This is a genomic window from Natrialba sp. PRR66, assembly GCF_034808065.1.
Lineage (GTDB): Archaea > Halobacteriota > Halobacteria > Halobacteriales > Natrialbaceae > Natrialba > Natrialba aegyptia.
Window position 1 is genome coordinate 424,579 of the sequence record NZ_JAXHGN010000002.1, and the last position, 26,733, is coordinate 451,311.

Sequence of the window (26,733 nt, forward strand, 5' to 3'; positions counted from 1 at the left end):
CGTTTCTATTCGATCGAGAAGACAACCGGACAGCGTTGCGTATCCAAATACGTATAACCGATCCGTTTGTAGGATCGTAACAACAGCATGATTCAGGACGAACGGGAGCAACGGCTAGTCCCCGGGAGGGGAATCGAATGAGCGCGCCCGAACGGCTCGCAGCGATCGTCACGCAACACTCGCGCGTCGTGCTTGTCGTCCTCCTGCTCACGACCGCGGTCATCGGTGCAGGCGCGACGATGGTCGACGACGACTCGTCGCTCGACCAGTTCGAGACGGACTCGGACGAGGCACAGGCGCTCGAAGATATCGAGGGTAACTTTACGAGCGACCAACAGGAAAACACGACGAGTTTGCAGGTGATAACCCGCACTGGCGAGGGCGGTGACGGCGGGGACAACGTGCTGACGAAATCGTCACTCATCTCGTCGCTCGAGTTTCAGCAGGACATTCGAGCGAACGAATCGATAAACGAGACGCTGGCCGAGGAACAGCCGATCACCGGCGTCGAGAACATCATCGCCATCTCGGCGATCCGAAGCGAGGAGGCGGACGCGCTGAACGAGACCAGCGCAGAACTCGAACGCGGGCTCAACGAGACGGTCGCGATTCAGCGCCAGTACGAGCAACTAAACGCGACGTACGACGAATCCGATCCGGAGTACGAGACCCGCGCGGCCGAACTCGACGCTGAACTCGATGCCACCGTCGAGAACGCGACGGCACCGCTGACCGACGCACAGACCGCCGAGTACGAATCGGCCGTCCAGCAGGCTCGCGAGATCGAATCCCAGCGCTACCAGCTCGAGCAGACCACGGACGATCCCAGCGAATCCCCCGAGTACCAGGAACTCACCGAGCAACTCGAGGGCGTCTATCAGGCCGGAACCATGGGCGTGCTCGAAGAAGAGTACGCCGCGCTCGAAGGCGGTGCTGATGGGGAGACCGGCGGCGACCAGCCGTCGCTCGACGAACAGATCGACGCGCTCGAGGACCTCGACGACGACGAGTTCAGCGAACTCGTTGCGGAGACGCTCTCGGACGGCGAGGGCGAGGACAACCCGGCGATTTCGCTGATGCCGACGTCGTACGATCCGGGGAGTACGGAGGCCGACGCGCGATTGACATCGATCACGCAGTCGGCCGGCAGTGACGGCATGTCCGAGATGGGCGGGGTCGACGATTCGGTCGTCGACAGCCAACTCGAGATTCGCGACATGGCGAACGCACACGATGGCGACTACCTCGTCTTCGGGTCCGGCCTCATCACCGACGAGATCGACCGGTCGATGGGCGATAGCCTCGCGATCGTCGGACCGCTCGCCTTGCTGTTCGTCGTCGTGGCGCTGTTGGTCGCCTACCGCGACCTGCTCGATATCGTCCTCGGTATCGTCGGGATCGGCGCGGTCCTCGTCTGGACGTTCGGCTTCATGGGCTGGGCCGGAATCGCGTTCAACCAGATGTTCGTCGCGGTGCCCGTGCTCTTGATCGGGTTATCGATCGACTACGCGATCCACGTCTTCATGCGCCACCGGGAGCAACGCGAGACCGAGCGGTCCGCGGACGCCGACCGGCAATCCGCAGCCGATGGCTCGGTTCGCGGCTCGATGTCGGTCGCGCTCGCCGGCGTCGGCGTCGCACTCGTCTGGGTGACGGCGACGACCGTCATCGGCTTCCTCTCGAATCTCGTCAGCCCGATCGGCCCGATCCGCGAGTTCGGCATCGTCAGTTCGGTCGGCATCGTCGCCGCGCTGATCGTCTTCGGCGCGCTGATCCCGGCCGCCAAAGTCGAACTCGACGCGTTCCTCGAGGGTCGCGGCCTCGATCGACACAAGCGCGCGTTCGGGACCGGCGGCGGTCGCTTCAGCGAGGTGCTGACGCTCGGGTCGATCGCAGCCCGAAAGATCCCGCTGGTCGTCCTCGTCCTCGTGCTGGTCCTCTCCGCCGGGGGTGTCTACGGCGCGACGCAGGTCGACACCAGCTTCCAGGAGGAGGACTTCCTCGCGGAGGATCCGCCGGCCTGGACCGAGAGCCTGCCCGGCGGGATGAGCCCCGGCGAGTACCAGGCGAAAGACGACCTCGACTACGTCAATCAGGAGTTCCAGCGCGCGGACAGCCAGGCGCAGCTCCTCGTCGAAGGTAACGTCGCCGATCCAGCCCTGTTGGAACAGATCAACGAAACGCGCGAGGAGGCCGCATCGAGCGATGTCGCCTACGAGTTGGCGACGGGCGAGGCGGACGTACAGGACCCGCTCTCGACCATGGAATCCGTCGCCGCGCAGAACGAGTCGTTCAACGAGTCGTTCACCGCGGCCGATACGAACGGCGATGGCGTGCCCGACGAGAACGTCTCGGCGCTCTACGACGAACTCTTCGAGGTCGACGAGGAGGCAGCGGGTCAGGTGCTCCACCAAACCGATGACGGGGAGTACAATATGACGCGACTGGTCATCGGCACCGACGGCGATGCAACGACGAGCGAGACGACCGACGAGATGCGCGCCATCGCAGGAACCCTCGAAGACGGCGGTGATGGCGACTGGACCGTCACCGCAACCGGCGATCCGATCGTGAGCTACATCGTCGAACAGGACCTGCTTGACACCGTCCTCGAGAGCCTGCTGATTACGCTCGTGGCGGTGTTCGTCTTCCTTTCGGCGGCCTACTGGCTGACCGGAAACAGCGCGATGCTCGGCACCGTCACGCTGTTGCCCGTCGCGTTCTCCGTCAGCTGGATTCTGGGGACGATGTACCTCCTTGGCATGCCGTTCAACGTGCTGACGGGGATGATTACGAGCCTCACGATCGGGCTCGGCGTCGCCTACAGTATCCACGTGAGCGCCCGCTACTCGCTCGAGTTAGAACGCCAGGGGAACGTCTGGTCGGCGCTTCGGACGACGGTGACCGGCACCGGCGGCGCACTGCTTGGCAGCGCAGCGACGACCGTCGGCGGCTTCGGCGTCCTCGCGTTCGCCATCCTGCCCGCCCTTCAGCAGTTCGGGATCATCACCGCGCTGACGATCACGTACGCGTTCCTCGCGAGCGTCGTCGTCCTGCCGACGCTGCTGGTCCTCTGGACGCGGTACTTCGGTCCGGACGTGTCGTTCGACTTCGATCCGACCGCCGAACCGACCCCCGCGAGTGACGGCGGCGCACCGGCGGAGGCTGGAACCGACGAGGACGGTGACGACCGATGACCACCGACGAATCCGAGGCACTCGACGCCTTCGAACACCTCGGGCTCACCAGCTACGAGGCCAAGGTCTTCATCGCCCTCCAGCGACTCGGCTCCGGCACCGCCCGCGACGTCGCCCGAACCACCGACGTTCCCCGCTCGCAGGTCTACAGCGTCGCCGAAAGCCTCGCCGAGCACGGCCTCCTCGACGTCCAACAGGCCAGCCCGATCCGGTACCGGCCGGTCGACATCGAGGACGCCCGCACGATCCTGCGCGACCGATTCGAACGCGAACAGGACCGCGCCTTCGAGTTCGTCGATCAGGTCTCGCAAGAAGTCGCCGACGAGGAGACACAGGAGGACATCTGGACCGTCCGCGGTCGCGACCGGATCGACGACCGCACCGTCGACCTGCTCTCGAGCGCCGACGAGCGTCTCGTCTTCGCGACGCGCCTTCCCGAACTCTTCACGGACGCAATCGGACGCGTCCTCGAAGAGCAGGCACGCGCCGGCGTCGAGACGATCGCAGTTAGCCGCACCGACACCGTCTGCGACCGCTTCGCTGAACTCGAGGGCGTCTCCGTCGAGTCCCCGACGAGACCCCACACGGATGACCACCGATCCGGACGGATCGCCATCGTCGACGACGACGGAATCCTGCTCAGCGTCGTTGACGACGCCGGCGAAGAGACCGCCATCTGGAGTTCGGAATCGCTGTTTGCCACCGTCCTCATCCAGCTTATCGAGGCGAATCAGCACGTTCGCTGACGGCCCGGGCGGACGAGTTCGTCCGGGTTCGGTTTCAGGCTCCGTCTGGCTGCAACACCGATCAGCGAATACGTTGAATCGCACGCAGGTTGTTGCCCACCGCAACGATTCCGATACCGGCGATCGCGGCCGGGACGAGAGTCCGCACTCGATATCCGTCGAGAACGAGATAGCCGCCGTAGAACGCCAGAAACAACACGACCTTGAACGCCCCGAACCGGACGAGTCCGCCCGGCGTCGGCGGCTCGCCGAGCAGTCTGCGGACGAACGCCGACCCCTCTTCGAGTTCAGCGTACCGGAGTCCGGCGGCGGTTGTAACGAGATCGCCAAGTCCGTAAGAACACACTGCGAGGAGCCATAGCACGGCGTGTTCGATCATGGTGTGGACGGGTCAGCCCCGTGACGGACGGCGCGAGCCGTCATTCGAGCCGGTAGCGCAACAGTGCCGCGATACCGCCGAGGTTCGAGAGCTGCTGTCCCGGCGGAAACTCGCTCGAGAAGACGGTTACGTCGCCGCCTTTCTGTTCGGTCGTGCGGACGATATCGTCAACGTCGATGGCCCACTCGCCTTCCGGACCGCGCTCCTTGCGGAGCCGGTCGTCGAGAATCAGGAGTCGCTCGATCGCGCCGAACTCGGCCGCTTGCTTGACTTCTTCGGGACCGTAGGCCGCCTTCGCACCCTGGGCGATGCGCTCGGTGAGTTCGTCGATGAACTCGGCTTCTCGCTCGATGCGGGTCTCCTGTTGGACGTCCGCGACCGCGCCGCGCTTTAGCACCTCGTGGACGCCCCGGTCGCCGACGCTCGCCGTATCGACCATCGTGATCCGCTCTGCGACTGCGGGCTCGTTGTCCTCGATGTACTTTCGGGCGTCCTGTTTCGTAAAGCCGGGGCCGGCGAGGATGATCGCGTCCGCGTCCTGGCGTTTGAGCACGTCGCCGAGTTCGGCGAACAGTTCCGAGCGCTCGCGGGCATACTCGCCTTTGCCGGTGGGACCGGTGATCGCCGCTCGCTCTTCGGTGCCGTACTGGGCGACCGTGTGAACGTGGGCCTGTCCCTCCTCGACGGTGGCGATGGCCACGTCGGGATTCTCGGTGGCTTCCTCGGCCTCTTCGAGGCGGGCCTCCTGATCCGGCTTGAAACGTTTCTCGATCGAGATCTCTTCGCGCCCCTCGACGTTCAGGGTGTGATGAAACCCGAGTTGGTCCTCGCGCGAGCAGGCGACGATTTCGCCGCCGACGCGCAGCCGGTTCGCGAACTTGTGGAACTCGATGTCCTCGACGGCGATGGCGACCCACATGGGTTCGCGCTCGCCGCCGGTATCGCGCATCTGATCGTCGTTGCGCTGGATGCGGCGGGTCGTATCGCCCGCGACGCGGTCGCCGGGCTCTAGGACGTACTGGAGATGCCAGAGGTCGTCGACGCTCTCGGGGACGACGGTAACCCGCTCGCGCCCGCCGTCGAGCGGTTCCCGGTCTTTGATCTGCATACCCGTCAGTCCGGGCGGACCGGTAAAAGGTGCTGTTGTTCGCGACCCGCCGACAGGAGGCGGGTGGCGGTCTCAGGCGTGGACCAGGTAGTTCTCCGAGCACCAGACCCACTCGTTGTACGCCGGGACGTGCAGTCCCCACCAGGTGATGCCGTCGCAGTCCTCGGGGCCGTTCATGACCTCCCCCTGGGTTCCCTCCGGCAGCGTCAACACGACGTCATCGTTGAGACACGGCTGCTCGCGGCCGTTGAGAGCCGTCGTCGTGACGACCTGATCGCCGTCCTGGAACTTGTCACCGCCGCCTCCCCCACCGCCGCCGTCTCGAACCAGACTCGCGAAGTGATCCATATCCCAGTCCGGATACGGGCAGGTCCGCCCGCCGTGAGAGAAACTGCTACAGTCGCCGTCCGGCACGTGCGTATGCCCGATAATTCCGCCCGGTTCGTTCTGGATGCAGGTGTTGCTCGTGTAGAACTCGAGCGGAATGTCGTGCATGTCGGCGATACAGCGAACGAGTTCAGCTGAGGATTCATAGCAGGCGTCGGTGATGCCGTTGTCGTTGAACCACTCGTGTTCGATGCCGATCGAGCGGTGGTTGGCGATGTACCTGGCGTGCCAGGCCGCCCGATCGTGGTGTACCAGTTGGTCGACGTGGCCCGCCGACGGTCCCTCGGTCCAATCGTAGTTCTTCACGAGGTAGTGCGAACTCACGCCCGAACTCGAACTCGTCAGCGTACTGAGCGCGCCCTGGTACGCACCCGCCGTGACGTGGATGACGATCCAGTTGATCCCGTAGTTTCGCGCGCTGTGATTCGCCGCTTCGACCCAGCGATCCGCCGCGCTACACTCGGTATGCGAGGCCGCGACGCGCTCACCTTGCGCGGCGAGCACCGTTCCCGAGCCGGCGGCGACACCCGTCGCCCGGAGAAACGACCGGCGGTTCCAGTCGCCCCCATCGCGTTCCGTCCCCGAAGAATCGTCGGCTGAACTCGAATCCCGCTCCGAACCGTGGCTTGTGCACTCAAGACACATGGAACAACAGTACACTGCGAGACACAATAATAGTTATTGGAAATTATTGGCAGAGGGAACATCAAACACGATATTTTGAGGACAGTCGCAATCGTTGGGTGGCGGATAGATTTAAGTAGGTGTGTAAAGCATGTTTTACTGTAAAGGGTACTTTACAGAACTCGGGTGCCATCGATCCATGACAGAAACGACGCTCCCGTTGATTCGGAACGATAGTCCAGCGACGTACAAACGACTGATGGGAATCTGTGGCGTCGCCGCCGGTCTCGCCCTCGGTGTCGGGACGGCGTTGAACCGCCCCGTTATCGCAGTTGTGCTCTACGCCGTCGGGCTGACCGCAGCGGCGGTGATTCCGTACGGGGCGGCGAGGCCGCTGTTCGACGAGCGCGACGACGCGATCCACCGGCGGGCCAGCGGAACCACGCTGGCGCTGTTCGGCTGGCTATCGGCGCTCGTGTACCCGTCGCTGGTCGTCCTCTCGGGGACGGAACTGTTTTCGTGGGGGCCGGCCAGCGCGGCAATTGCGTGGACGACCGTCGTCGTCTACGGAACCTACGCCGTCGCACTCGGGTACTTTCGGCATATTTCGGGGTGACACCGATGAACGCGGCGTCGCGAGAAAAGCGGTGACGGCGTGACCGCGGCGTCGAATCTGCTCTCCGGATCAGCGACGGGGCTGGTCGCCCCTAATGGACTGTTGTCAGCCATTTCCGGCGCAACCGCGAACCGTCCTGCGATTGCATCGAGAAACCGGGACAGCAGACCGCCTCAGTCTTCGGAAATTCGACTACCGCCCGGCGGCATGAAGTGCTGGATCCGGTCCGGACTCGCGATCTTGCGGACGAACGTCTCGTCTTCGAATCGCTCGCGGAAGCGCCGGTAGAGTCGCTTCGCCGCGTCCGCCTGGGCGTACCGGCCGGGCTCGAGTTCAATTGTCGTCTCCGCCGACTCTTCGATGGCCGCCGGCGGGCCGCCGATGACGCGGGTGTAGGGCTCACACTGGATGCCGACGGCGGCACCGACCGGGGTGTCGCGGTAGTAGGTTCGGTCGCCGCGGACGGCGAAGCCGCCTTTTTCCAGATATTCCCCGCTTTCGGGGGTCTTCGTCACCTGGTCGGAGTCGACGGCGTAGACGTCGCCGGCGTAGCGGCCGTCCTTCCAGACCGAGGCGTAGGAGACGGCGAACTGGGCGGCCTCCTCGATGCTCGACTCCGGGAGTTCGATGTCTGCTGAGGAGGCCTCGCTCGGGTCGGTCGCCTTTAGGACCGTGACGGGGCCGCCGTGGGCCTGGGTGTGCAGGACTTTGTCGCCCGGTTCCAGGTACTTCTTTACCAGTTCCTCGTTTTGGTCGGCGTCGCGGCCGCCGATCACGAGGTAGCCGTCGCTGGTGTGGAACCAGCGGAACCGGTCGAACCAGGGTTCGTTCTCGCGGATCGGGATCGACGGATCCGCGAGCCAGTCGTGGTCTTCGCCCTCATCCTCGACAGCCTCGTCGTCCGCCTCCTCGCCGTCGGCGGCCTCCCACTCGTCGCGGCGGCGCTTTGCCTCTTCGAGGTCCTCGCGGGTGTTCTCGATCGCGGCCAGCGCGCCCTCTTTCTTCTCCGCGACGCGCTTTGCCTCGGTGTAGAGGCGATCCGCGTTCTGCTCGACGCCGTCGTGAGCCACGAGTTCGATGTACTCCCCGTCGACGTCGACCGTGACGAGGCCCTCACTGCCGTCGACGTCGACGACCGCCTCGGCGGCGTCGATGCCCTGCTCGGCTCCTTCCTCGAACCGGGCCTCGATCTCGTCCCAGGGGCGGTCCTGTTCGCGGGCCTCCTGGATCGTCGAGAGGATGTCGTCGACGAGGCCGTACTCGGCGTACAGCGACTCGGCGTTCTCGCGGAGGTTCTCGGCTTCCTGCTCGAAGCCCTCGATCGCACCCTGTTGCTGTTCGATGATCCGCTCGTGTTTGGCGATCTCCTCCTCGAAATCGGGGCGCTGATCCGTTGGGTCCGGCTCCTCCTCGTCCTCGAGTTCGAGCCGGAAGAAGTAGTCGTCGAGTGCTTTGAGGAAGGTATCGTAGGGTTCGCCGTCGAGGTCGTCCTGTTCGTGCTCCTCGAGCGGGAAGGGCGTCACGTCGACGACGCGGGCGGCGCTCCCGTCGTCCCCGTCTCTGTCGCCGTCCCCGGCTCGGTCCTCGTCGCCGGTGTCGAGATACAGTCGCGAGTCGAAATTCCCGTTTCGGATATCGAGCGCGAGCCGTTCGATCGCCTCGTAGAGCCCGTCGTAGGTCTCCTCGTCGGCGTCCGCGATGTCCATCGCCTTCTCGACGCCCGCGCGGGTGCAGAGTTCTTCCGCGTAGAGGCCGCCGAAGTTGAGCTGCGTCGCGAGCGTGCGGACCACGTCGGTATCCGAGTCCTCCATCTCGTGGCCGAAGGCCTCGCGCGAGATCGTCAGCGGGTTCGTCCGCGTGTCGGGGAACTCGTAGCGCGAGCCCGGCACCACGGTTCGGGACTTCAGGCGAACCGTCTCGAGACAGTCGATCACCTCGTACTCGCCGTCCGTCACCGCGACGTTGCCCTGGCCGAACAGTTCGACGATGATCCGGGTCGTCCCGTCGTCGCGCTCGAAGACGAACTCGAGGATGCGGTCGAACTCGTACTGCTCGACGCCGGCGAAGTCCGCGCCGGACAGCCGATTGCGCAGCATCATCGCGAACTGCGGCGGCCGACCGGGGGCGTCGGGCACCCGCTCTGGGGTAACTGTGTGGGCGCGTTTCACCTCGCCGACCTCGAGCAGCAATTCGATGCGCCCGCGGTCGAAGTCGCGCAGCTTGAGGCGGACGAGATCGTCCCCGTAGAGATAGGCTTTGTCGAGCTTCGCGCCCTCGTAGGCTCCGAACTCGCGGACGAGGGCGGCGAGGTCGACGCTCGTAAGCTCCCGCTTTGGATCCATACAACAGAGTGCCCGGCGCGGTCAAAAAGGCGTGTCGCTCCGTTCGCGGGGCCGGTTGGCGTCCACGCCGAGAACCCGACCGACAGTCGGAAAGGCTAATCCCGCCCGACCCACTGGTACCTGGTATGAACGCCGCGCTCGACCCCCTCACCGGCGTCGAACCGCCGTCCGTCGGAAACCGGAGGCGTACCGCCACCTGCGGCACGCGCAGGGCAACTACCGTCGCGTCCGTCGATTCCATCCCACCCGAAACCGGAGGCAGCCCGCAGCTATGAGCGCGCCGGAAGACCAGCGTACCTGGCAGGCCATCCTCGAACTCCCGCCGGTTCTCGACCGGCTCGAGGACGCCGGCGGCATCCCCGTCCTCGAACTCGTCGACGAACTCGCCGAGCGCAACGACCTCGCCGTCGAGGCCGACGGCGTCGTCTACCACGACCGCGGCATTCGCGTTCCCGGACACGACGCAACCTTCGTCCACGAACCGACCGGCTCGCGGGGCCGGCCCGCCTTCAGCGTCGAGGTGAACTCCGTCGGGCCGCGAAACACCTGGGCCGTCTTCGACAAGACGCTCTCCTGGGACGTGTATCTCCTCCAGACGCCCGAAGTCGCCGCTCTCGCCTGGCTCAGCGACGAGGAGTACCGCGTCGAGGACGCGGAACACTTCGAGACGAAACAAGACGCTGTGGCCGCCGGGAGGTTCTCCTTTGGCATCTTCCTGCACAGCGGCGAGGACTGGCAGGAACAGGTCGAGTACATTCGCCAGACGGACGCGCCGGCGTTCCTCCAGCGCGAAGACGGCTCGACGATGCACCCCGCGACCCAAACCGAGTTCTACCAGCTCGTCGACTCGACGCCCACCGAGTTCAGAACGAGCGGGAACGCGCCCTCGTATCTGGGCCTGCTCGAACTCGAGATCACGATCGATTGACACAGACGCCGACGCCTATCGTCTCGCTCGCTCTCTCAGCTCACGCGACCGCCGGTCACAGCTCCCACCCTTCCCGCGTATAGGCCATCTCCCAGAACCGGTACTCCAACTTCGCGCTCGTCAGGAACGCCTCGCGCATCGCCTCGCGCTCGCCGGGATAACGCTCGCCGCAGCGATCGACGAACTCGCGACACCACGCCGTCGCCTCGCGGAACTCCTCGCCGGTGTACATCTCGATGAACGGGGTGTAGCGGTGCTCCTCGTCGGCGAGCTCGGCCATGTGCTCGGCCACGTCGAGGTAGCCCTGCATGCACGGATAGAGTGCACCTGCGATTTCCGCGAGCGAGCCCTCGTAGGCCGTCCGAACGAGGAAGTTCGTGTAGGCGACGCAGGTCGGGGCCTTCTCGACCGACGCGAGTTCGGCGCTCGAAATCCCGTAGTCCGCGGCGAACTCGCGGTGGAGGTCGAGTTCGTGCTCCAGCACGTTGTGAGCGACGCCGAGGAGGTGGGTCATCGTCTCCTCGTCGCGCGCTTTCGTCCCGGCGATCGAGAACAGGCGCGCGTAATCGAGCAGGTACCGGTAGTCCTGTTTCACCCAGTGGCGAAACGCGGCTTCCTCGAGCGTGCCGGCGGCGAGTTCGGTGACGAACGGATGGCGCTTCTGTGCGTCCCAGATGTCCGCGCCGGCGTTGAGGAGGTGGTCGCTGAATGCCATAGACGAGTTCGGTGGTTGCGCGGTATTATATGTTGGTGGTACAATCGAGTTATCCAACGCCGGACGCCCCCGTGTCATCTGCCGCTGTCCGCGGCCGAAGTCGGCGGTGCGCGCCGGCGACCCGGATAGTCATTTTTGCCTCGACGGCGAACGAACGGTATGGTCTCGCTCGCGGAAGTCGTTCTCGTCGCTGCCGTTGCGGGCGGACTCACCGGCGTCGGGGCGCTCCCGCTGTTACTAACCGAGCGGGTGAGCCACCGGCTCTACGACGGCGCGCTGGGACTCGCCGCCGGGATCATGGTCGGCGCGGCCGTCTTCGCGCTCGTCCTTCCCGGTCTCGAGTTCGGAACGCCGCTCGAGGTCGTCGTCGGAATCGTCGCCGGGGGCGCGTTCCTGCTCGTCGGAAACGCCGCGCTCCCGCACCTCCATCTGCGATTTCGAGGCAGCAAGCGTCTCGAGGGGACCGCACTGCTGGCTCGCTCGCTCGACGCCGAGCCGGCGGTGAACGCGCCGGGAGCGGGCGAACGCGGTCCCGTCGAATTCACGGGCGACGGGTTGCGCCGGGCGACGCTCGTCGGCGGGGCCGTGACGATCCACAACGTCCCCGAGGGTCTCGCGGTCGGCATCGCGTTCGCGAGCGGCGAGTCCGCCGTCGGCTTCGCCATCGCGGCCGCCATCGCCGTCCAGAACGTTCCCGACGGGTTCGCGATGGCGGTTCCCGCAGTCCGGGCGGGCGTCTCTCGCGGTCGAACGATCCTCTATACGACCCTTTCCGGCGGAATCCCGGAACCGATCGCTGCGGCCGTCGGTTTCTCGCTCGTCACGGTCGTCTCCGGGCTCTTCCCGGTCTCCGCCGGCTTCGCCGCGGGCGCGATGATCGCCGTCGTCTTCCGCGAACTCGTGCCCTCGAGCCACGGCCACGGCTACGCCGACACCGCGACGGCGGCGTTCATCCTCGGCTTCGCGCTGATGCTGATCGTGGATACAGTACTCGCGGTCTGAGAGGGGGCTGTGCACAGTCTGAGAGGGATCTGAGCGCGGTCAGAAGTGCGGAGCCGGCGCGGCCATCCCGCAGGCCGTAGTCGTATTCAGGCCGGGCGTTGATCCGGATCGGCTCCCAACCGTTGTCACGTCACCGACCATGGCCTCTGACTATCACACGAAAGACGACTTCGACGACGAACTCGACATCGACGAGGAGCGGTTCGACGACCGCCCGGACGAGGAGACGCTCGAAACGGTCGTCTCGAACGTCGAGGATCGAAACATTGCGGTCGACGTATTCGACGACGGGGACGCGGCCCGGGAGTTCCTCGCCGATCAAATCCCCGACGGTGCGGCGGTAATGGACGGCCACTCGACGACCCTAGAAGAGATCGGCTTCGCCGATACCCTCGAGGAAGCCGACGGCTTCGACTACGTCGGCAACGCACTCGCCGAAATCGAGGACGACGACGAGCGCTCGACCCGCCGCCGCGAGGCGACCACCGCCGACGTCTTCTTCGATGGCGTCAACGCTGTCGCGGAAAGCGGCGAACTCGTCGGCGCAAACGCGCTCGGGAACGCCGTCGGGGCCTGGCCGTTCGGGGCCGAATCGCTCGTCCTCGTCGCGGGGACGAACAAGATCGAACCGGACTGGGAGACGGCCGTCGAGCGCGTCCGCGAGTTCGCGCTCCCGCTCGAGGACGCCCGTGCACGGGAGGTCTACGACCAGGGCAGCCTCGTCGGCAAACTCGTCTCCCTCGAGTACGAGCGCGTCGACGACCGCACGCAACTCGTGTTGATCGACGACGAACTCGGGTTCTAAGCGGCCGCGGTCGAACCGCCCGTTTCCGCCACCGGTGGCCTTTTCTCGTTGATCGGCCAACGCTTCGCCATGACCTTCGTCTCGAACCTCCGCAATCGCGAGCGACTCGTCGGTACCTGGGTCGCACTGAGCGATCCGGCGATCGGCGAGATCAGTGCCCACCTCGAGTTCGACGCCGTCGTCATCGACGGCGAGCACTCGACGAACTCGATCGAGACGCTCACGGAGATCGCACGCGCGGTCGACGCGGCAGACGCCGCGGGGGCCGACGAATCCGAGACCGGGACCGAGACCGCGTCCGATACCGGAACCATCGTCCGACTCTCGGAGAACGATTCGACGGAGATCAAGCGCGTCCTCGACGCGGGCGTCGACGGCGTGATGGCACCGATGATCGACACGCCCGAGGACGCGCGCGCACTCGTCGAGGCGACCCGCTACCCGCCCGACGGCGTCCGCGGCGTCGGCTTCGGCCGCGCCAACGAGTTCGGACTGGCGTTTCCTGAATACGTCGACCGGGCGAACGATGAACTCGTCACGATCGCCCAGATCGAGACCGAATCCGGCCTCGAAAACGTCGAGGAGATCGTCGCCGTCGACGGCCTCGACGGGCTGTTCGTCGGCCCGGCGGATCTCTCGGCCGCGCTCGGGCGCTTCGGCGAGACCGAGAGCGACGAGTTCCTCGCGGCTGTCGATCGTATCCTTGAGGCAGGCCACGAAGTCGACAAACCCGTCGCGACGCTGGCGTTCGAGGACGAGGAGATCGAACGGTGGGTCGATCGCGGCTTCGACTTCGTCTTGGCCGGCGTCGACATCGATTACGTGAAATCGGGCGGGCGGCGGGCGAAGGCGGCGTTCGACGATGCGATAGCGGAGCGAGACGAGTAATCCGCACGTCTCGGTCCATACTGCCGGAGAAAACCTTTGACTCATCGAACGTACTCGAACGACTCCCACGAGCGACGGTTCGCGGGACGCGATCGAGCGTTCGCCGATTTTCGTCCAGTAGTCTCGGGAGCACCGATCGTAGCGCGGGTTCCGTTCTTTTTCGCGACGTTACCCCCTGCCCGTGTCGGCGTCCGTATTCGTTGGCGCATCCCCGGTGTCGCCGGCCGAGGCAACGGCCGGGTCGACGAGCACGACTTCCGGCGGCGCGCGACAGCCGCAGGGAGCTGCAACTGCCGTCGTCGGACCGAGGATCGTCACGGTCACGACCGCCTGGCCGCAGAGCGGACAGTCGGGCAACGAGGGACCGGTCGGTTCGTCGATCGACTTCAGGTTCTCATCCCTCATCGTCGCCTCCGGCAGGCAGTCGCGATGGTGACTGTATCCGTGAGCGATGGCGATGAGACTCGAAGCGAGCGATACGTCGATCGTGCGGGATGTTTATGTCCCGGTAGAATGAATCCGAACATGGCTGCAAACCCTCCTCGGGGTTTGGAAGCCACGTCTCGGGTGTGTCTGCACCCGGGGCATTTTGCGTCTGCCCGTTGTGGCTTCCGTTCTAACCGTTGATGTGTGGTGTCTTATATCTACTGTTACTTGACTCGAATGGATGGGTGAGTACCGGCGTTCTTGCGGGATGCTGCTGCGACGTGCCGTGTCCTCACTGGTGCGAGACGCAGCAGTAACCGGACGGTCTCGGACACCGGTACCAAACCGATGAATCAGTCAAAATAGCGTTCGCAGCGGCCGTTATAGGCGCTTGCTTACGTACGGGCCGTCCTGGTGATAGCCCAGCTTGTTCCGGTAGTACTCCCGCGCGCCGATGCCCGAGATGACGCTGACCTTGTCGTAGCCCGCGTCGGCCGCGAGTTCTTCCGCGCGGTTCATCAGGCGGCGACCGTAGCCCTGGTGTTGGTGCTGGTCCGACTCGCCTGCCTCACCCATCGTAACTTCGGAGCCGTAGACGTGGAGTTCGCGAAGGAGGGCGGTGTTTTCGAGTTCCGGCCGAACGGGGTCGTTCGGGAACCGGAGCCGACAGAAGCCGATCAGCAGATCCTGGTCGAAGTCCTCGAACGAGATGAAGTGCTCCGTGCCGCCGCAGGCGTCGTAGGTCATCACGTCGAGGTCGACCTCGTTCGGCTCGGCGTCGTTCATGCCGACCTCCCGACAGCGGATGCACTCGCAGTTCCAGTCGTGGTCGTCCATTCGCTTTCGGGCTAACTGACGGAGGTTCGACTTCCAGACGCCCGCATCGATATAATCTGCTGGAATATCCCGCTGAACGCGCTGGAGCCGCGTGTAGCGCGGGATCATGTCCTTGATCTCGGCGACCAGTTCGGCGGCCTCGTCGTTGTCGAGCGGCTCGTACTCGCCCTCGTGCCACCAGTCGTAGGTCGCCGTGCCGCGGACGATCAGCGTCGGGTAGATCTTCAGGTAGTCGGGCTTCCATTGGTCCTGCTCGAAGAGCCGGCGGAAGTCCTCCAGACACATCTCCTTGCTCATGCCCGGCTGGCCGGGCATCATGTGGAAGCCGACCTTGAACGCCGAATCGCGCAGGCGCTGGTTGGCCTCGATCGAGGCCTGGACGCCGTGGCCGCGGTGCATCTCGCGGTTGATCCGCTCGTAGGTCGTCTGCACCCCGACCTCGACTTTCGTGCCGCCCAGATCGAGCATCCGGTCGATCTGCTCGGGATCGCACCAGTCGGGCTTGGTCTCGAACGTCGTCCCGATGTTCCGAACGTCTCCCGTCTCGTTCTCGGCGATCACGTCTTCTAAATACTTGAACTCGTACTCGGCGGGGTCCTCGGCGAAGCTTTCGCCCTCCGCGGGTTCGGGCTCCTTGTCGACGTCGTAGTCGTTCATCGCTTCCAGGGCGCGCTTGACGAACCACTCCTGGTAATCGTGGCTCCGGGCGGTCATCGTCCCGCCCATCAGGATGAGTTCGACCTTGTCGATCGGGTGGCCGATCTCGCGGAGCTGTTCGAGGCGCAGCGTCACCTGGCCGTACGGATCGTAGTCGTTCTGCACGCCGCGGGCGGCGGCGGGTTCGTTGCCGGTGTAGCTCTGGGACGAAGAGAACTCCGAGTCGGGGCCGCCGGGGCAGTAGAGACACTTCCCGTGCGGGCAGCGCTCGGGAGAGGTCATGATCGCGACCGGCGAGACGCCCGAGGCGGTGCGGACGGGTTTGCGCTGAAGCACCGTTTCGAGGTCCTCGCGGTGCTCTTTGGGCGCGTAATCGAGGAGTTCCGAGTTCTTCGGAACCTTCGGTGCGGAGTGCTCCGAACAGGCCTCGAGTTTGGCCTTCTCGACTTCGTCGCGTTCGACGTCGCCTGCGAGAATCCGCTCGACGAGCGTCTCGCAGACTCGCTCGAACGCCTCGGTTTCGGTCGGCTCGCGGTCAGGCGTCTCGGTACTCACTATCCACCGTTCATCGGGCGGCGCGAATAAGCGTGTCGGACTCGCTACCGCTCGCTCGCGGCCGTCACTCTGCGTTCGGCTGTGGCGGAAATTCCTCGTCTTCGTCGTCGATTTCGACGAACGATGTCGCGCCGCACTGACAGCCGGTTCGCTGCCCGATCAGGAGAATCTTCCCGTCGGGCCACTTCTCGGCCGCGTAGGCCGTTCCACATTCCGAACAGACGGCGGCAACCTTCTCTGTGCCTGATTCGTGTTCCTCGGTATCGCCCGACGAGTTCGACGACGACTCCTTCGACATAGCAGTACTATCGGTTAGAACGTGGAAACGAATACTGCTGTGAGTTCGAGGCTTCTTATAAGCGGGCGCTCAGTCTGCGTCGTCGATTTCGCGTTTTGCCTGCTCCGAGGAGACGACCAGCGTGTTTTCCGTCAAGTTCTTGGTTGCTCGGCGAAGGCGTTCCGAAACCGCGTTCGTGGAGATGTCGAGTTCGACTGCGAGATCGCCGATCTGGGCGTTGCGGGGCACGTCGAAGTACCCCATTTCGAGCGCCGTAACGAGAACTGCGCGTTGGGCGCTCGTCAGATCGTACTCGCGTTCTTTCGGTGCGGACCCGTCGTAGATCCGTTGCAGTTCGAACGCGTACTCCTTGCGCTGAAAGTACTGGTGGAACTCCTCGAGAGCCGTCTGATCGACGAACTTGAGTTTGAAGAACCAGTGGCCATCCACTGCGGTCGCCTCCTGAACGATGCCGTGTTGATCGACGATCTCGTCGACCCGCTCTTGGACCGCCTCGTCCCAGTGAACGTTGAAATAGACGATGTCGTCCTCGCTGTCGAGGAACTCGTACCCGTCGATGCTCTGATCAGCTGCCAGTGCCGTCGTGATGGGTTCGATTTCGGCGTTCGTGAACCACAGAAACGGCATGACCCACTCTCGGCTGTGCGTCGCGAGCCGTTCGACCTCGACCGTTACAGCGGGAACCCGGTCGAACGTTTCTCCCAGCGCGAACGCGCCCGCTGGGATCGTGAACTCGGCGATGACACTCATGGGAGAGCAAGCGGACGATGCGGGATAAGCCGCGGGGTTGAGATGGCAATAGCTCCCGTGGATACGGGATGCTCCGTTCGGTGTGGATCGATCCGGATCGGATCGTTCGCAAATGCGTCCCTGATGTCGGTCGAAAATCGCGAGTTCCGGGTGAATCGTTAAGTTGGCGCTGCTGGTAGTCAAAACAGACTGAATGCCCCCGGAGCTGTCGGTCGTGCTCGCCGTAGTCACAGCGCCGTTTGCAGTTGCGGGTGTGACGCCGCTGTTGATCCGATCGCTCGGCGAGAAGACGGGCTACGCCGGGGCGGCAGTCGCCGCGTTCTGTTTCGCCCTCCTCGGAACGCAGTACGGCTCCGAGGGAACCGTCGAACTGGCCTGGATTCCGTCGCTCGAGGTCGCGCTCCGGTTTTACGTCGACGGCTGGGCGTTGTTGTTCGCACTCCTCGCGAGCGGCATCGGCGCGCTCGTATTCTTGTACTCGCCGGCGTACATGCACGGCGAGTCCGGACTCGCCAGATACTACGCTGCACTCCTCGCGTTCATGGGCTCGATCATCGGAATCGCACTCGCCGCCGATCTCATCGCAATCTTCCTCTTCTGGGAACTCACCAGCCTCTGTTCGTTCGTGCTGATCGGCTTTCACACCGACGACGCGTCCTCGCAGTACGCCGCCCGAATGGCGATGCTCGTGACGGTCGGCGGCGGGCTGTTCGTGCTCGTCGGCTTTCTCCTGCTCGCGTTCGTCGCGGGTGACATCGTCGGTCCCGGAACGTCCGCCTTTGACCTCGCCGCGATGCTCGACCGACCCGACGAGATGCAGACCGCGCTGCGGGAGGCGGGCCTGTTCGTTCCGGTGCTGGGGCTGCTCGCAGTCGGCGCGGCAACCAAATCCGCACAGGTACCGCTTCACTTCTGGCTTCCCAACGCGATGGCCGCGCCGACGCCCGTCTCGGCCTTTCTCCACTCCGCGACGATGGTCAAAGTCGGCGTCTACTTCGTCGGCCGCGTTCGCCCGCTCTTTGCGAGCCTCGAGTGGGTGGTGCTGTTCGCAACGCTCGGCTTAGCAACCATGACGATCTGCGCCCTTCTCGCCGTCGCCGCGACGGACATCAAGGAACTGCTCGCCTACTCGACGGCGAGTCACCTCGGGCTCATGATCGCCGGCTTCGGATTCACCTCGATCCTCGGCGCGGAAACCGGCGTCTTCCACCTGTTCAACCACGCGCTCTTCAAGGCCGCCCTGTTCCTGATCGCCGGTATCATCGCTCACGAGACGGGGACGCGGCGTCTCGATGAACTCGGCGGACTCCGTCACGACCTCCCCGTGACGGCATTTCTCACCGCTATCGTCGCCCTCAGTATGGGCGGTATCCCGCCGTTCAGCGGCTTCTACTCGAAGGAACTCCTCTTCGAGGCGACCGTCGAAGCGAGCCACCACCACGACCTCGGCCCGCTCGACTGGCTCTACCCGGCCGTCGCCGTCTTCGGAAGCATCTTCACCGTCCTGTACTCGCTTCGATTCCTCGCGCTCTTCTTCGGCCGCCAACCCGACTCGCTCGACCACGTTCATCGGCCACCGGTTATACTGCTCGTCTCCCCCGCCGTCCTGGCCGCACTGACGGCCGTCGTCAGCATCGATCCCGAACTCGCGGTTCGGGCGATCGTGCAGGCCGGCGTCGACGCGACCGCCGTCGATCCCGGGACCCACGAGATGCACGTCGAGCTCCCGACAGCATACTCGCCGGCCGTCGGGATGAGCGCCGTCGCGATCGGTAGCGGCGTCCTTGCGTACCCGTTCTACGACTCCATTCACCGCAGCATCCGATCGATCCCCCGAGTGGTCCCGCCGATCGGCGCGAACTGGTGGTACGACGCGATCACCGAACGTCTCACCGACGACGGCGCGTGGCTCGCATCACGCGTTCACAACGGCCTGCTCCGGACGTACGCGACGTGGACGCTCACCGCCACTTGCGTCCTCGCACTCGCCGGCTTCGCCGCGACCGATGCCGCCGTCCCTCCCGTCGCGTTCGACCCCGCTTCCCTCACCAGTCTCGACGTTCCGATTGCGGCCGCACTCGTCCTCTCCCTCGCAGTCGTCGCGGGCCTCGCGGTCGTCACCGCCGACTCGCACGTCGCCGGCATCCTCACACTCTCGATCCTCGGATTCATGATCGCCATCTTCTACATCCTCGCCAGCGCACCCGACCTCGCACTGACCCAACTCGTCGTCGAAACGCTCGTGCTGGTGATCTTCCTGCTCGTCGTCGAAGAGATCCCGGAGTACTACGAAGTCAGTCTCGGCAGGGTCGCTCGTGACGCCGCCCTCTCCGTCCTGGTCGGCGCAACCGCGTTCATCACCGTCCTCCTCACGACCGACGCCCGACCCGCCGGCGAGAGCGCAATCGCCCGCTACTACACCGAACACGCCGTTCCCGAGGGCGGCGGACAAAACATCGTCAACGTGATCCTGGTCGACTTTCGCAGCTTCGACACGCTCGGTGAACTCGTCGTGATCGCCGTCGCCGCGATTTCGATCCTCACGCTCATTGTCATGCGCTCACGCGGTGACGAGAGTTCAGTCGCAATCGAGGATGCGGAGGGCGGGAGTGCGAACGAACCGCGCGAAAGTCACGAGACCCGAGGTGAATCCGAATGACGACCGTCATCATGCGAACGACTGCTCGCATCGTCGTCCCAATCGTTCTGATCGTCGCCATCTCGCTGCTTATCGAGGGGCACAACCTCCCCGGTGGCGGCTTCATCGCCGGCGTCCTCACGTCGACCGCGTTCGTGATCGTCTACATCGCGTTCGGCCTCGATTTCTTGGAACGGGGAGTCCTCGGCCGCGATGTCGATCCCGGAAAGACCCCCTCGCGCGATCGCGTCGTCGTCGCCTACCGCCGGCTGTTTACGGCCGGCCTCGCGATCGCCGTCGGCAGCGGGCTGGTCCCGCTTGCGCTTGCTCACCCCTTCCTGTCGCAGTCGTACATCGTTCTCGAGGGCGTGCCGCTCTACCATCACCTCGAAATCGCGAGCGCGCTGGCGTTCGATCTGGGGGTCTACTGCGTCGTCGTCGGCGGCCTGCTGACGATTATTTCGGTGGTGGGTGCCGAATGAGCGCGTTCGTCCTCGCGCTCGTGGTCGGCGCACTGTTTGCACTCGGGACGTTCCTCCTGCTTCGACGCGACCTGATCCGCGTCGTCTGGGGACTCGCCATCGTCAGCCAGGCGGCAAACGTCTACCTGCTGGCGATGGGTGGGATCGAACTCGGCGGCTTCGAGACCGTCCCGATCCTCGCCGGCCACGGCGAGGGCGTCCCCGAGACGACCGATCCGGTCGTGCAAGCACTCGTCCTCACGGCCATCGTCATCGGCTTTGGCATGACCGCCTTCGCGCTCGTGCTCTCCTACCGCGTCTACGAGGAACACGACACGCTCGACGCCTCCGAACTGGGTGATCGCGAGTGAACGGGATGGCGCTACAGACGCTGTCTCCCGGCGCGGAATCGACGCTGGTGATCGCTCCCATGCTGATCGTCCTCGTCGCAGCCGTCGGCACGTTGCTCCTCGGAACTCGCCCCCGCGCCCGAGCGGGCGTCAGCCTCGCGGGCGGCGCGGCCTACCTCGTCGCCGTCGCAGCGATCGACTGGTACGTCGTTCTCGCGCCCGACGCACCGGGCGCTGCAACCTATCAGGTCGGCGGGCTTCCGGCCCCCTTCGGAATCACACTCGTCGCCGACGGACTCTCGGCATTTATGCTGACGATGGTCGCCGTGATCGGCGTCGCCTCGCTCGTCTTCTCGATCCGAGTCCTCCCTGAACTCGACCGGCGCAGCTACTACTTTCCGCTGTTTCACTTCCTGGCGCTCGGCGTCACCGGCGCGTTCCTTACGGGTGATCTGTTCAACCTGTTCGTCTGGTTCGAGGTGATGTTGATGGTGAGTTACATTTTCGTCGCCTACTACGGCGGCCCCCAGCACACCCGCGCCGCGTTCTGGTACGTCGCGCTCAACCTGCTCGCCAGCGCCGTCTTCCTGCTCGGCGTCGGCGGCATCTACGCGACGACGGGGACGCTCAACATGGCCGATCTCGCGCGTCGACTCGCCGCGCCCGCGGCGTACGGAATCGATCCCGGGCCGGTCGTCGGTCTCCTCGGCCTTCTCCTGTCGGTGTTCGCGATCAAAGCGGGGCTCGTCCCCTTCCAGTTCTGGATCCCGACCGCCTATCGGGCCGCTCCGCCTCCGATCACCGCACTACTCGCGGGCGCGACCAAGAAGGTCGGCATCTACGCTATCATCCGGCTCTCGTTCACCGTCTTCGCGGACGCCCAGATCGGTGTCGACCTCGCCGTCCCGGCCGTCGGCACGATACTCGCGGGCGACTCGCCGCTCGCGTTCATCGGTGCCGTCCTGTTCGTCATGGGCACCGCAAGCATCCTCGTCGGCGGACTCGGTGCCGTCGGCCGAGACTCCCTCGAGGGCGTCCTCGCGTACTCGAGTATCGGTCAGGTCGGCTTCATCGCGGTTCCGGTCGCGATTGCCGCAACGACGACAGTTCCAGACATTCGCCACATTGCGATCGTTGCCGCACTGGTGTACGCGCTCAACCACGCCCTGGCGAAGGGCATGCTCTTTCTCGCGGTCGGGGCGGTCCGAACGGCGACCGGAACGAGCCGTCTCGCCGACCTCGGCGGCCTGGCAAGCCGTTCGCCACCCCTCGCTGGGGCGTTTTTCATCGGCTCGCTCGCGCTCGTCGGCATCCCCCCGCTATCGGGCTTTTTCGGCAAATTCCTCGTCTTCGACGCCGCCGCCCAGGCAGGATCGATGTCGGTGCTCGTGCTCCTCCTCGCCGGCTCGCTGTTGACGATCGCGTACGTAACGCGGGCCTGGAACCGAAGCTTCTGGGGACAACGAACACCCGCGGTCGACGACGCGGTTACCGACCCGGTTCAGGTGGCCGTTCTCCTCGCGCTCGCTGTGACGATCGTCGCCGTCGGCATCGGATTCGAGCCGATCTACCGATTCGCAGACGCCGCCGCCACGGCCGCCCTCGATACCGACGGCTATATCGACGCCGTCGATCCGAACCAGACGGTTTCTGGCGTGGACGGCGGCAATATGGACACGGGTGCAGGCGCAGGCGCAGGTGGAGGCGGAGGCGAAACTGGAATGGGTACTGAACCTGAAACGGAACCCGGAACTGGAACGATCACTACCAGTGATGGAGGTGAGCTCCCATGACCGTCCGCACCTGGCCCGTCGCCGGCATCGTCTTCGCCGTGCTCTGGATCTTCGTCCGCGGCATCGAACTCGCACCCGCAGCGCTCGTCGGACAGTTCCTCGCCGGCATCGTCGTCGGCCTCCCGATCGCGTTCCTCTTCCGGCGTCTGTACGGAAAGTACACCGATCTCGGTCGGCTGGGCCACGCCTCACCGTACGCCGGTCGCTACCTCGCGGCCTTCTCATGGGAACTCGTCCGTGCAAACCTCGATGTCGCCTACCGAGTTCTCTCTCCCCGGGTGAAGATCGAACCCGAAGTAATCCTGGTCCCGCTTCGCGTCCAGACCGTGGCCGGAATCACGCTCATCGCCAACAGTATCACCCTCACGCCAGGCACCGTCGCCCTGGATCACGACCCGGACGAAAACGCATTGTACGTCCACGCGATCGACGGTCGCGATCCCGAATCGATCGCCGCCCCCATCAGAACCTGGGAAACCTATGCACTGGAGATGTTCGACGAGGAACTGTCTCCGTCCGATCCGCCACCCGCGATCATCACCGGACGCGAGGACGACGACACGAACGCTGCACGCGAACGAACCCACCACGACCGAGGCGAAGACGGCCATCACAACGGAATGCCCGACCGAGAGCCGAACTCCGACGACCAGCACAGCCAGACGGAGGCCGACGAGGATGAGTGACGATCCAGCCGTCCTCGAATGGACCGTTCGCACGGCGCTGATCCTCGTCAGCGGACTCTGTCTGCTCTGTGGCTATCGCGTCGTTCAGGGACCGACGACACCCGACCGCGTCGTCGCACTGGACGCTATCGCCACGAACGTCGTCGCAATTGCCGTCCTGTTCGCACTCCAGACCGGCCGCGGGCTCTTCATTACGGTGAGTCTCGTCCTCGCCATCATCGGCTTTATCGCCACGGTCGCCGTCGCCAAATTCGTCACGGAGGGCGAGATCATCGAATGATCCGATCCGCTCTCATCATCGCCCTGATCGTCGTCGGCGTCTTCTTCCTCACCGTCGGCACGATCGGACTGCTCCGCCTCCCGAACGTCTACAACCGCATGCACGCAACGAGCAAGCCCACGACGCTTGGCACCGCCGCAATCTTCCTCGCCGGCTTCGTCTCCTTCGGTCCCGGAAACGAAGGCCTCACCTCACTCATCGGCATCGCATTCCTCTTCCTGACCGTCCCGACCGGCGCACACATGATCGCCCGCTCCGCACACCGCAGCGGCGTTCCCTTCGAGGACAGCGTCGTCTGGCCCGACGAGTCGACGAGTGAAGACGACGGTGAACAGAGAGGTGAACTCGAGCAGTCCGAAACCGCCGACGACTCGAGTTCAGATGCGTAACGCTGCACCGTTCTGTTGCGTGCGGGTCCGCTCGCCGTCGATCCGATTCGTCGCCGAACGGCACCGCGACGCCGTCGCTATCGGTCGATAGTGTCCGGAGGACGAGACTGCGTTGTGACGCGCCGTCTGGCGGTCGACGTAGTGTTACGCGAGCGTTGCGTCGAGTGCGTCGAGTGCCGCCTGGCGAACGGCGTCGCGCTCGCCGGGGAGGAACTCGATATGACCGTCCTGGCCGCCGACGACGTGGACGCCGGCGTCGGGGGCTGCTTCGGCGATGGCGTCGCCGAGGTCACGAACGTTCAGCGACTCGGTTGCGCGGACGTGGAGTTCGTCGTCGCCGAGACCGAGGGTGACGAACGAGTCGTCCTCGCGTTCGCGTCGGTGCAGCGCATCGAGCAGGAGCGTTGTCGTCGGGAAGTTGTAGCGGTGAGTGAAGGCCGCCGTATCGAGGACGGCGACGCTGATCCCGTCGACGGATTCGGTCGTCAGGTTCTCCCGGGCGGTTTCGAGACCGGTATCGAGTTTCGCGCGGAACTGTTCGGAGACGTGGGCAGCGAGGTCGCCGTCGACCGGCCGGTCGGTCTCCTCGTCGTCGCCGAAGAGGAGGTCGGCGACGAGTTCGCGTTTGTCCTTGTAGGACTGGTAGTAGGCCTCGAGCGCGATGGCTTCACGGCGCTCGGAGATGCCGGTCTCGTCGTAGCCGGCGTCGGCGGCGAGTTCGCGGTAGGCCTCGGGGGTGTTCTCCCAGTAGCTGACGGCGGGGAGGTGTTCGAGGTCGGCGCGAACGTCGTCGTTGACGTGGGCGGCGACGGTTGCGGAGAGTGCGGTCGAGGTCACGTCCGAAACGTCCGCATCTGCGAGCGACGGTGCGACGGCGACCGAGACGGCGTCGGTGATCGCCGCGTCGGCGTTGCTGTCGTCGATGACGAGTGCGTCGGCGTCGTACAGCGAGAGCAGGTCGTAACCGTCGACGGATTCGACGGTCGAACCAGCATCGACGAGGACGACGAGCGGGAGTTGCTCGCCGTGGCGTTCGCGGGCCTCGAGCATCGAGGTGACGTCGTCGGTTGCAGCGTCCATGTCGTAGACGCGACCGTCGAGCGGTCGGCGCTCGAAGTAGTGGTATTCGGCGTCGTCGCGGGTGTGCTTCTCGCGGATTAGCGGGAGCACGGCGCGCTCGATGGCGGCACCGGCAACGTAGCCGTCGGCGGTGGCGGCGTGGCGAACGACGATCGGTCGGGCCTCCATGACGGCGCGACGGATCGCGGTCGCGGCGTCGACGAGCCCGTCTTCGACGGCGGCGACTGCGTCGTGGTCGGCAAGCAGCGAAACGTTGTCGGGGCTCGCCTCGCGTTCGAGTGCGGTTTCGAGGCGCTCCGTGACGGTCGCGCGCTCGTCGCCGTCGAGTCGGTCGAGGGTTTCGGTCTCGACCTGCAGGTCGCCGTGGTGGCGCTCGATTTCGCCTTCCAGTGCGACGACGTCGTCGACCGTCACGTCGGGGTAGGCACGAACGCCAGCTTCTTCGAAGGCGGCGCATTCGACGGTGCCGGTCTCGTCGCGCAGTTCGAAGACCGTCGGGCCGCTGGTCTGGCGGGCACCCGTGATTTCACCCTCGAGTCGGACGACGCTGCCGACCTGGTTCTCGATGGCGTCGACGGTGGTTCGCTTGAGCGCCGGTTCCTCGTCGACATCGCTCTCTTCGTCTGCAGACTCCGCAGCGAGCGTCTCGTCCGTCTCTTCGGCTTCAGTTTCCGCATCGGCGTCGGTCGCGGGAGCCGAGGCCGCCGCGGACTCGGTCGCAACGGAGCCGCTGCCGCCGGCGACGGTATCCGTCGCGTTCGGCGTCCCCGGCGTTGGCTGGTCATCGCTCGACTCAGCCGAGTCGTCGGTGGTCTCGGCGGCGTTCGCGCCGGTATCGGTCTGCGTGTCGCTCCCGGTCTCGTCCTCGAACTCCTCGGGACGGAACTCGTCGTCGGCCGTCTCGATCAGTTTGCCGCGGAACTCGCGTTCGCGCTGGCGGATCGACCAGCCCAGATCGACGTTGCCGTTGTCCCGCACGTCGAGCACTTGGACATAGACATCGTCGCCGGGGTCCCAGTCGAGGCTTTCGAGTCGTTGGTCGAGTTCGCTTCTGTGCAACAGGCCAGTAACGTGTGATCCGATGTCGATGAAGACACCGAAGTCGGCGTAGCCGTCGACGGTGCCCCGGTAGTACCGACCGGGGGAGAGCTGGGAGGCGGCTGTGCCTTCGAATTCGAAGACAGCATCCTCCTCGTGACTCTCGCAGATTTCACCGTCAACGGGTATGCCGCAGATGATACAGTTACCCATCTACTCGTATCAAGCAGTTTCGTCCTAAAACGGTTGTCGAAATGAGTCCGGGTTGTCAGGGTGGTCGTCAGCGGTTTCGTCCATCCCTGTTCCCGCCTGCCCGCCGGGGGCAGTACAGTTGCTCATCCTCCGGAGAACGGCCAGTACCGACCGATCGTGGTGATTCCTGATTCTGAACTCGTCCCGTCGTTCGGCCGCTGCTCTCGCTGGAGGGACACAGGGACAGGCAGAAATGGCACAACACGCGACAATGCGTCCGACCCGGACGAGTTCAAGCGCGACGTCGAGGCCGAAAACGAACTGCGTCCGATCGACGGCCCGGAGCCGATCGAGTGAATCCGCTGGTTGTAGAATGCGAGCAGTAGCGTTCGGGTCGCAGTTACGGCCCGGATTCCGGTCGATGCGGGTTTCGAATGGTGGTAGATGGTGGTGGTCAGTGAGGGCTCCGATGGCAATCGTCTCCGCTCACCGGGCACACCGATCGGAATCCGATATCCCGCCGCGACCCGACGACGGGCGTGCAACAGCCCGGGGACGTTGCACGC

24 protein-coding genes are annotated in these 26,733 nt (G+C 65.0%); 14 read left to right on the forward strand and 10 right to left on the reverse strand.

From position 1 onward, the window contains the following. The first annotated feature begins 137 nt into the window (after positions 1-137). Together SM755_RS08250 and SM755_RS08255 are read left to right on the forward strand one after the other, a co-directional pair. A complete protein-coding gene (locus SM755_RS08250; RefSeq protein WP_323172245.1) occupies positions 138-3,197 on the forward strand; it encodes an MMPL family transporter in 3,060 nt (1,019 codons plus the stop codon). Further along, positions 3,194-3,943 carry a helix-turn-helix domain-containing protein gene (locus SM755_RS08255; protein ID WP_323172246.1) on the forward strand — a complete coding sequence of 250 codons (750 nt, stop codon included), beginning with the start codon at positions 3,194-3,196 and terminating at the stop codon, positions 3,941-3,943. Before SM755_RS08250 ends, SM755_RS08255 begins: the two co-directional genes overlap by 4 nt. 61 nt (positions 3,944-4,004) lie before the next feature. Here the strand turns inward: SM755_RS08255 and SM755_RS08260 are convergent, their stop codons facing one another. The 3 genes from SM755_RS08260 to SM755_RS08270 all read right to left on the reverse strand — a co-directional run bounded on the left by SM755_RS08260 (position 4,005) and on the right by SM755_RS08270 (position 6,462). Beyond that, positions 4,005-4,322, reverse strand: a complete 318-nt coding sequence (locus SM755_RS08260; RefSeq protein WP_323172247.1) for a hypothetical protein — start codon at positions 4,320-4,322, stop codon at positions 4,005-4,007. Positions 4,323-4,362: 40 nt separating this feature from the next. Next, a complete protein-coding gene (locus SM755_RS08265; protein WP_323172248.1) occupies positions 4,363-5,430 on the reverse strand; it encodes an mRNA surveillance protein pelota in 1,068 nt (355 codons plus the stop codon). 72 nt (positions 5,431-5,502) lie between these two features. Next, positions 5,503-6,462: an N-acetylmuramoyl-L-alanine amidase gene (locus SM755_RS08270; protein ID WP_323172249.1), complete on the reverse strand. Its 960-nt coding sequence runs from the start codon at positions 6,460-6,462 to the stop codon at positions 5,503-5,505. A 178-nt stretch (positions 6,463-6,640) separates the two neighbouring features. On the opposite strand from SM755_RS08270, the gene SM755_RS08275 reads away from it, so the two are divergent. Next, positions 6,641-7,057 (forward strand): DUF2178 domain-containing protein, encoded by a 417-nt coding sequence (locus SM755_RS08275; protein ID WP_323172250.1) that lies wholly within the window; start codon positions 6,641-6,643, stop codon positions 7,055-7,057. Positions 7,058-7,230: 173 nt separating this feature from the next. Here SM755_RS08275 and rqcH read toward each other — a convergent pair whose 3' ends face one another. Continuing rightward, complete coding sequence (rqcH, locus tag SM755_RS08280; RefSeq protein ID WP_323172251.1) at positions 7,231-9,399, reverse strand: ribosome rescue protein RqcH; 2,169 nt, start codon at positions 9,397-9,399, stop codon at positions 7,231-7,233. Positions 9,400-9,670: 271 nt separating this feature from the next. On the opposite strand from rqcH, the gene SM755_RS08285 reads away from it, so the two are divergent. After that, positions 9,671-10,327 carry a hypothetical protein gene (locus SM755_RS08285; RefSeq protein WP_006665909.1) on the forward strand — a complete coding sequence of 219 codons (657 nt, stop codon included), beginning with the start codon at positions 9,671-9,673 and terminating at the stop codon, positions 10,325-10,327. 55 nt (positions 10,328-10,382) lie between these two features. On the opposite strand, the gene tenA is transcribed toward SM755_RS08285, so the two are convergent. Then, complete coding sequence (gene tenA / locus SM755_RS08290; protein WP_323172252.1) at positions 10,383-11,042, reverse strand: thiaminase II; 660 nt, start codon at positions 11,040-11,042, stop codon at positions 10,383-10,385. Between the two features lie 159 nt (positions 11,043-11,201). On the opposite strand from tenA, the gene SM755_RS08295 reads away from it, so the two are divergent. The 3 genes from SM755_RS08295 (at position 11,202) to SM755_RS08305 (ending at position 13,737) form a co-directional block, all read left to right on the forward strand. Continuing rightward, positions 11,202-12,044 (forward strand): ZIP family metal transporter, encoded by an 843-nt coding sequence (locus tag SM755_RS08295; RefSeq protein WP_006665911.1) that lies wholly within the window; start codon positions 11,202-11,204, stop codon positions 12,042-12,044. A 139-nt stretch (positions 12,045-12,183) separates the two neighbouring features. Next, positions 12,184-12,849, forward strand: coding sequence for a lactate utilization protein (locus tag SM755_RS08300; protein WP_006665912.1), 666 nt, complete (start codon positions 12,184-12,186; stop codon positions 12,847-12,849). Between the two features lie 69 nt (positions 12,850-12,918). Then, complete coding sequence (locus SM755_RS08305) at positions 12,919-13,737, forward strand: aldolase/citrate lyase family protein (protein WP_323172253.1); 819 nt, start codon at positions 12,919-12,921, stop codon at positions 13,735-13,737. A gap of 168 nt (positions 13,738-13,905) precedes the next feature. Here the strand turns inward: SM755_RS08305 and SM755_RS08310 are convergent, their stop codons facing one another. The 4 genes from SM755_RS08310 to SM755_RS08325 all read right to left on the reverse strand — a co-directional run bounded on the left by SM755_RS08310 (position 13,906) and on the right by SM755_RS08325 (position 17,260). After that, a complete protein-coding gene (locus tag SM755_RS08310; protein ID WP_323172254.1) occupies positions 13,906-14,142 on the reverse strand; it encodes a hypothetical protein in 237 nt (78 codons plus the stop codon). Positions 14,143-14,544: 402 nt separating this feature from the next. Then, positions 14,545-16,212, reverse strand: coding sequence for a tRNA uridine(34) 5-carboxymethylaminomethyl modification radical SAM/GNAT enzyme Elp3 (locus tag SM755_RS08315; RefSeq protein ID WP_323172255.1), 1,668 nt, complete (start codon positions 16,210-16,212; stop codon positions 14,545-14,547). 64 nt (positions 16,213-16,276) lie between these two features. Next, positions 16,277-16,510 carry a hypothetical protein gene (locus tag SM755_RS08320; RefSeq protein WP_323172256.1) on the reverse strand — a complete coding sequence of 78 codons (234 nt, stop codon included), beginning with the start codon at positions 16,508-16,510 and terminating at the stop codon, positions 16,277-16,279. A 69-nt stretch (positions 16,511-16,579) separates the two neighbouring features. Next, a complete protein-coding gene (locus tag SM755_RS08325) occupies positions 16,580-17,260 on the reverse strand; it encodes a helix-turn-helix domain-containing protein (RefSeq protein WP_323172257.1) in 681 nt (226 codons plus the stop codon). 193 nt (positions 17,261-17,453) lie between these two features. Between SM755_RS08325 and mbhE the strand changes: the two genes are divergently transcribed. The 7 genes from mbhE to mnhG are packed head-to-tail and all read left to right on the forward strand — an operon-like array spanning position 17,454 to position 23,857. Then, positions 17,454-19,919 carry a hydrogen gas-evolving membrane-bound hydrogenase subunit E gene (gene mbhE / locus SM755_RS08330; RefSeq protein ID WP_323172258.1) on the forward strand — a complete coding sequence of 822 codons (2,466 nt, stop codon included), beginning with the start codon at positions 17,454-17,456 and terminating at the stop codon, positions 19,917-19,919. Next, positions 19,916-20,380 carry an MnhB domain-containing protein gene (locus SM755_RS08335; protein WP_323172259.1) on the forward strand — a complete coding sequence of 155 codons (465 nt, stop codon included), beginning with the start codon at positions 19,916-19,918 and terminating at the stop codon, positions 20,378-20,380. The genes mbhE and SM755_RS08335 overlap by 4 nt, the downstream gene beginning before the upstream one ends. Further along, positions 20,377-20,730 carry a sodium:proton antiporter gene (locus tag SM755_RS08340; RefSeq protein ID WP_006665920.1) on the forward strand — a complete coding sequence of 118 codons (354 nt, stop codon included), beginning with the start codon at positions 20,377-20,379 and terminating at the stop codon, positions 20,728-20,730. Before SM755_RS08335 ends, SM755_RS08340 begins: the two co-directional genes overlap by 4 nt. Positions 20,731-20,735: 5 nt before the next feature. After that, positions 20,736-22,502 carry a proton-conducting transporter membrane subunit gene (locus SM755_RS08345; protein WP_323172260.1) on the forward strand — a complete coding sequence of 589 codons (1,767 nt, stop codon included), beginning with the start codon at positions 20,736-20,738 and terminating at the stop codon, positions 22,500-22,502. Beyond that, positions 22,499-23,188: a Na+/H+ antiporter subunit E gene (locus SM755_RS08350; protein WP_323172261.1), complete on the forward strand. Its 690-nt coding sequence runs from the start codon at positions 22,499-22,501 to the stop codon at positions 23,186-23,188. Before SM755_RS08345 ends, SM755_RS08350 begins: the two co-directional genes overlap by 4 nt. Next, the gene (locus SM755_RS08355) at positions 23,181-23,468 is read left to right on the forward strand and encodes a monovalent cation/H+ antiporter complex subunit F (protein WP_006108165.1); all 288 of its coding nucleotides are present in this window, start codon (positions 23,181-23,183) and stop codon (positions 23,466-23,468) included. The genes SM755_RS08350 and SM755_RS08355 overlap by 8 nt, the downstream gene beginning before the upstream one ends. Next, positions 23,465-23,857, forward strand: coding sequence for a monovalent cation/H(+) antiporter subunit G (gene mnhG / locus SM755_RS08360; RefSeq protein WP_006665923.1), 393 nt, complete (start codon positions 23,465-23,467; stop codon positions 23,855-23,857). Before SM755_RS08355 ends, mnhG begins: the two co-directional genes overlap by 4 nt. Positions 23,858-24,001: 144 nt before the next feature. Here the strand turns inward: mnhG and SM755_RS08365 are convergent, their stop codons facing one another. Then, positions 24,002-26,188: an OB-fold nucleic acid binding domain-containing protein gene (locus tag SM755_RS08365; RefSeq protein ID WP_323172262.1), complete on the reverse strand. Its 2,187-nt coding sequence runs from the start codon at positions 26,186-26,188 to the stop codon at positions 24,002-24,004. Between the last annotated feature and the right edge of the window lie 545 nt (positions 26,189-26,733).